At 36.2% G+C, this 658-nt stretch carries 1 pseudogene; it reads right to left on the bottom strand.

Annotation, left to right across the window (positions count from 1 at the left end):
• Positions 1 to 658 (bottom strand): annotated as a pseudogene (locus ACEO2X_RS14055) (RNA-guided endonuclease TnpB family protein); the annotation flags it as partial.

Genomic DNA, 658 nt, shown 5'->3' on the forward strand with positions numbered 1-658 from the left:
TGGCTTTATCAACCAACTTGTGAGTTGCTGTAAATATTAATGTTTTGAGCTTTGCTTTTTGAGTATCTTGTCGCTTATCTAGTTTTTTTCGACCTAGATTATTTAACTCAATTTTCTGTTTCTTGTGTGGTTTAGCTTTAGCAATCGCTCTGAGCTTGTTTCTGTGCTTGTACTTTTGATTTAAATAATCTGATTCACTTGAGATCAGCTTGCCTAGACCACTCCCATATACATCGCCATCAGAGTCCACAAAAGCTTCTGAGTACCCTTTATCAACACCTACTGTTTCCTGACCACAATCTTGTGTTTCAACTGCATCATAGGTTGAATGAACTTCAATATTGCCATTTTTTAGAATAATTCTTAATGTGCCTTGCGGTGCAAAATCAACAGTCGTATTTAATGGGATTTTAATGGTTTGTCGAGGGATTAGGCTTGGTACTTTAAGCCAACATTGACCATTTAACTCAAAGGTTTTACACATATCCGCACGAACAATAATTTGATTATGTGTGTGATTAACACCATGCTTAAAGTGATTACGCATTTGACGATGGAGGAAATTATCAGTCATCCATTCATCTTTTTTAAGCAAGGTGTATAGTCTTTTTTGTTCATTATTACAGGAGGTGCGTTTTCGGATCGCCTGCTTTACTTT

It is taken from the genome of Acinetobacter sp. AL9 (assembly GCF_041464035.1).
GTDB classification, from domain to species: Bacteria; Pseudomonadota; Gammaproteobacteria; order Pseudomonadales; family Moraxellaceae; genus Acinetobacter; species Acinetobacter towneri.